The organism is Streptomyces sp. NPDC046303, assembly GCF_055588085.1.
On record NZ_JBVJFA010000079.1, the window covers coordinates 1 to 5,548 of the forward strand.

The 5,548-nt window shown below is 71.9% G+C and carries 1 protein-coding gene; it reads right to left on the reverse strand.

The features are described from left to right. Positions 1-5,536, reverse strand: a 5,536-nt coding sequence (locus tag ACZ6I1_RS34820; protein WP_469293124.1) for an SDR family NAD(P)-dependent oxidoreductase, incomplete at its 3' end; no start/stop codon positions are given. Positions 5,537-5,548 lie beyond the last annotated feature (12 nt).

The window sequence follows — 5,548 nt, forward strand, 5'->3', positions numbered from 1 at the left end:
TGTTGATGGCGCTGCCGCGGATGACCGCGTAGATCCGGTCCCCGGCCTCGACCGCGTCCGACAGCCGCCGCAACACCACCGCCACCACACCATTGCCCACCACGGTGCCCTGGCGGTCGGCGTCGAACGCACGACAGGAGCCGTCCGGGGAGAAGACGAAGCCTTCCTGGTGGTAGTAGCCGTACTCCAGGGGGAACGTGAGCGCGGAGGCGCCGACGAGTGCCACGTCGGATTCCCCGCGCAGCAGGCTCTGCCTGGCCAGATGTGTGACCACCAGTCCCGTGGAGCACGCCGTCTGCACGGTCAGCGCGGGACCGCGCAGGTTCAGTTTGTGCGCCACCCGGGTGGACACGAAGTCGGACTTGTTCCCGAGGAGATTGCGGTAGAACTCGTGGAGTTCGGTGATCTCGTCGCCGCGGACGCTTCCGGTGTTGTAGCCGCCGAACCCGGCGCCGGCGAAGACTCCGATGCGGCCGGGGTGGGCATCGGGCAGGATGCCGGCGTTCTCCAGGCCCTGCCAGGCCGTTTCCAGGAAGAGCCGGTGCTGCGGATCCATGTTCTCCGCTTCGGACCGCGAGTATCCGAAGAACTCGGCGTCGAAGAGATCGGCGTCCGCCACGTAGCCCTTGGCCGGGACGAACCCGGGATCCTCCAGTACGCTCCGGGGCACCCCGGCGTCCAGCAGTTCCCGGTCGGTGAAGCGGCGGATCGACTCCACCCCGCCCTTCAGGTTCGCCCAGAACTCCTCGGCGTCCGTCGCACCCGGCAGGCGCAGGGCCATGCCCACGATCGCCACCGCGTCCTCGTCCGGACGCTCCCCGGCCGACGCCGCCGGCGCCGCGGTCGCCGCGGTCGCCGCGGTCGCCGCACCCGTGGCCTCGTCGCGCAGGAACGTGGTCAGCTGCCGCACCGTGGAGTGACGGAACAGCGTCGCGAGCGGGAACTCGCGGTCCAGGCCGTCGCGGATCAGTTCGTGGACCCGCACGGCCGTCAGCGAGGTTCCGCCCAGATCGAAGAATCCGCTGTCCGGGTCCACCTCGGCCGGCTCCAGCTCCAGTACCTGCGACCAGGCCGAGACCACCGTCTCCCACACCCGGTCACCATCGGCGGCCGGTTCCGCGGGCTCCGGCTGCGGCTCCGGCTGCGGCGCGGGCAGCGCGGTCGGCTCCGAGGTCACGCTGTCGCCGTGCTGCCGGAACCAGCCCTCTTCCTCGGTGTGGAGCAACGGCAGCCGGCTGACCGGCAGACCGCCGTCGCGGACGAAGGCGTCCAGCAGGGTCTCGAAGTTCGCGACCATGCGCCGTGCGGATTCCCGGTCCAGTACGTGGGACCGGAACTCCAGCTCCCCGCGCAGTCCCTCCGCGGCAGGGGCAAGGCTCATGGTCAGCTCGAACTTGGCGGTTCCCGCGACGTTGCCGGTGAAGAACCCGGCGTACGGCTGCCACGTGCCGTCGTCCGGCTCCGCACCGAGGCCGTAGTTGAACACCGCCCGGAACAACGGGTTCTCCTCGCCGTTGCGCTCGGCGTCGACGACCTTGACCACTTCGGACAGCGGCACGTTCTGGTGTTCCATCACGCCGAGCACGCGGGACTTCATCGCCGACAGCAGATCGGGCACGTTGGGGTCAGCGGAGAGATCACAGCGCAACGGCAGGGTGTTGGCGAGGAATCCGACGATCTCCGCCGACCCGGGCAGTCCGCGCCCGGACCACACCGTGCCGATGCTGAAGTCCCGCTGGCCGCTGTACCGGGAGAGCAGCACCGCGAAGGCGCCGGCCAGCACCGTGTACAGCGTGACCCCCGCATCGGAGGCGAGGGCCTCCAGCTCGCCCCGGAGGGCGTCGGGCACGGCGAATCCGACCTTGCCCGCACCGGAGCCGAGGTCGCTCGGGGGCAGTTCCAGGCGCGGAACCCCGGCCAGTTCGTTGCGGAAGAAGCCGAGTCCCTCCTCGAAGGCGCCCCGCGCGAGGGAGTCCCGTTCCCAGCCGGCGTAGTCGCCGAGGTGCACGAGCGACTCGCTCCCGCTGTCGGGAACGAGGCCTGCGCGGAACTCCCCGTACGCGGCGAACAGCTCGTGCAGCATCATGACCAGCGACCAGGCGTCGATGATCGCGTGGTGGAGGGTGAAGCAGACCACCTGTTCGTCCGCGCCGGTCAGCACCAGGCAGCGCAGCAGCACGGGGCCGGACAGGTCGAAGGGCGTCTCGGCCTCGCCCCGGATCCGGTCCTCCAGCTCCTCGGAACCGGCCACGTCCTCGAAGCGCAGCGGGGTGTCGAACTCCTCGTACACCACCTGGACCAGCTCGCCGTCCCGGCTCTCCATGCCCGTGCGCAGGGCCTCGTGCCGCCGCACCACGAACTCGACGGCGGAGGCGAACGCGGCACGGTCCAGCGGTTCGGCGACCCGGACCGGCATCGTCACGTTGTACTCGGCCGTGCCGGGACGCATCTGCTCCAGGAACCACAGCCTGCGCTGCCCCTCGGTCGCCGGATGGACATCGCGTCGCTCCACGCGTTCCACGCGCGCACGCCGCGTGTCGTCCCCTCGGTCTCGTAGGCAGTCGTTGAGGTACTCCGCCAGGGCGGCGGGCGTCGGGTGATCGAAGACGGCCGTCGCGGGCAGGGACAGTGCGGTCTCGGCGGACAGCCGTCGACGCAGTTCCACCGCCATCAGGGAGTCCAGCCCGAGTGCGGTGAACTCCGCCTCGGGGCGGATCTCGTCGGAGCGGCCCAGTGCCACGGCCGCTTCGCGCCGTACGAGATCGGTCAGTGCGCTGATGCGTTGCGGTTCCGGCAGAGCGGACCACCCGGTGTCGAGGTTGTCCGTCCGGGTGTCCGCCAGCCTCCGCATCCGGGTCCTGCCGCGCAGCAGCGGCGAGCGGGCATCCTCGGCACCGGACAGATCAACCCGAAGCGGAACAAGATGTGCCCGCCGGCTGGTCAACGCGGCGTCAAGGGCCGCCAGCGCCTGTGCGCCGGTCAGCGCGGTCACTCCCTGCCTGCGCATCCTCGCCAGTTCTGCCGGGCCGAGGTGCGAGGTCAACCCGGTGCCGGCCTGCTCCCACAGTCCCCAGGACAGGGTCAGTCCGGGGAGTCCCTGCCGGCGCCGCTCGAGCACGACCGCGTCCGCGAACGCGTTCGCCGCCGCGTAGACGCTCTGACCGGCGCTGCCGAGGACGCCGGCGGCCGAGGAGAACACCACGAACGAGGTCAGCGGACGGGTGGCGGTCAGCTCGTGCAGCCACCAGGCGGCGCGTGCCTTCGGCGCCCAGACCCGTTCCAGACGCTCCGGGGTCTGGTCCGTGAGCAGCCCGTCGTCGAGTACGCCGGCCAGATGCCACACGCCGCTGAGGTCGGTGACGGATTCCAGGAGTCCGGCCACGTCTTCGCGGCTGGTGACATCGCAGGCGACCACGCGCACGCTGTCGGCCCCGGCGGCGGTCAGTTCGGCGACCAGTTCGCCGGAACCGTCCGCCCTGTCACCCCGGCGGGAGGCGAGCACCAGCTTGCGCACTCCCCGGCCGGTCACCAGGTGCAGTGCGACCTGCCGTCCGAGTTCACCGGTGCCGCCGGTGATCAGCACCGTGCCCGGTGTGCGCTCCGTGTCACCGGTGTCGGCGGCGGACGCCGCGCCACCATCCGCCGGGGCGGTGTCGCGCGGGGAGAGCCGGACCAGCCGGGGAACCCGTACGTCACCGCCGCGGACCACCAGCTCCGGCTCCGCACTGGTCAGCGCTGCCCGCACCGTGTCCGGATCGGCGTCCCCGTCCACGTCCACCAACCGCACCGGATGTCCCTCGGCGCGCGCCGCACGCAGCAGACCCCACAGGGGCGCCGAGGTCAGGTCGACGGTCTCGTTCTCGTCGGCGGACACCGCCCGGCGGGTCACCCAGACCAGTTCGGTGCCGTCCAGCCGTGGATCGGCCAGCATGCCGCGCGCACGGACCAGTGCCGCCGCGGTGAACTCCTCCGGCGTGCCGGAGGCTTCCGTGGCATCCACCACGATGCGAGAGGGAACCGGTCCGGTTTCCGTGTCCAGCGGGGGCAGGACGAGCGCGGCCGCGAGGGGGCCGCCGGTGATCACGGTGTCCGTCAGCGCGGCAGCGGGGGTCGGGCACTCCTGGAACTCCAGCCGGTACAGGTGCGGCTGCTCCGTCGCCGCCGCCCGCAGGCTTCCCGCGGTGGCCTCCCGGAGGCGGAGGCTCGCCGTGGCCACCGGGTTGCCGTTCTCCTCCGTCACGCACAGTTCGGCCTGCTCGCGCGTCTCGTCGAGGCGTACGCGCACCCGCACGACCGACGCCCCGGTCGCGTACAGCCGGGCGTCGCTCCACTCGAACGGCAGCAGGACCCGCTTCCCGGGCTGCCCTCCGGCCTCGTCGCCGGCTCCGTCCTCGGCGGCTTCCTCGGCGGCGAGGATCGTGTGGAACGCCGCGTCCAGGAGGGCGGGGTGGATCCCGAAGCCCTCGGTCCGCAGGCTCTCGGGAAGGCGGAGGACGGCGTAGAGCTCGTTGTCCCGTCGCCACAGATCGCTCAGGCCCCGGAATGCGGGTCCGTAGTCGATTCCGCGCTCGTGGAAGCGGTCGTAGAAGCCGTCCAGGTTCACGTGCTCCGCCCGCTCGATCGCCGTCCAGTCGACGGATTCGGGTGCGCGGGCGGGTGTGTGGTGCGTGAGTTGGGCGGTGGCGTGGGTGGTCCAGGGGGTGTCGGGGTGGGTGTCGGGGTCGGGGTGGGTGTGGATGGTGACCTGGCGGCGCCCGTCGGTGTCGGTGCCGGTGACGGCGACCTGGATGCGCAGGGGCCCGTTGTCGGGCAGGACCAGCGGGGTGGTGAGGGTCAGGGTGTCGACGGCGGTGGCGCCGACCCGCTCGGCGGCGGTGAGGACCATGTCCAGGATCGCGGTGCCGGGCAGCAGGACCGTGTCGAACACCCGGTGCTCGGTCAGCCACTGCTGCCCGGGCCCGCGGGTGTCGATCCGGCCGGTGAGGACCAGTCCGTCACCGGAGGCCAGCGGGGTCGAGAGCGTGAGCCAGGGGTGGCCCAGCCCGTCCACGCCCCAGGCCGACGGATCGGCCGGGGTGCTGCGGGGGGCGGCGAGCCAGTACCGCTCACGGTCGAAGGCATAGGTGGGGAGCCCGGATTCTGCGGGGGTGCGCGGCACCGCGCGGTCCCACTGCCACTGGTCTCCGTGCGCCAGTCCCGTACGCGTCCACGACGACAGCACGTCGGTGGTGTCGGCGCGGTCCCGGTGGGCGGTGGCGACGGTGATTCCCCCGTGATGCCGGGTGATCTCGTCGAGGACCATGGCCATGACGGGGTGGGGGCTGATCTCGGTCCAGGTGTGGTGGCCGTCGGCGGTGGCGGCCTGCCCGGCCTGGTCGAAGCGGACCGGCTGACGCAGGTTCGCGCACCAGTAGTCCGCGTCCAGCTCACGGCCTTCGACAACACGGCCGTGGACGGTGGAGTACATCGGGATCCGACCGGCTTGGGGTCGCAGGCCGGCCAGTTCCTCGGCGAGGCCGGGCAGGAGCGGGTCCATGTGCGCGCTGTG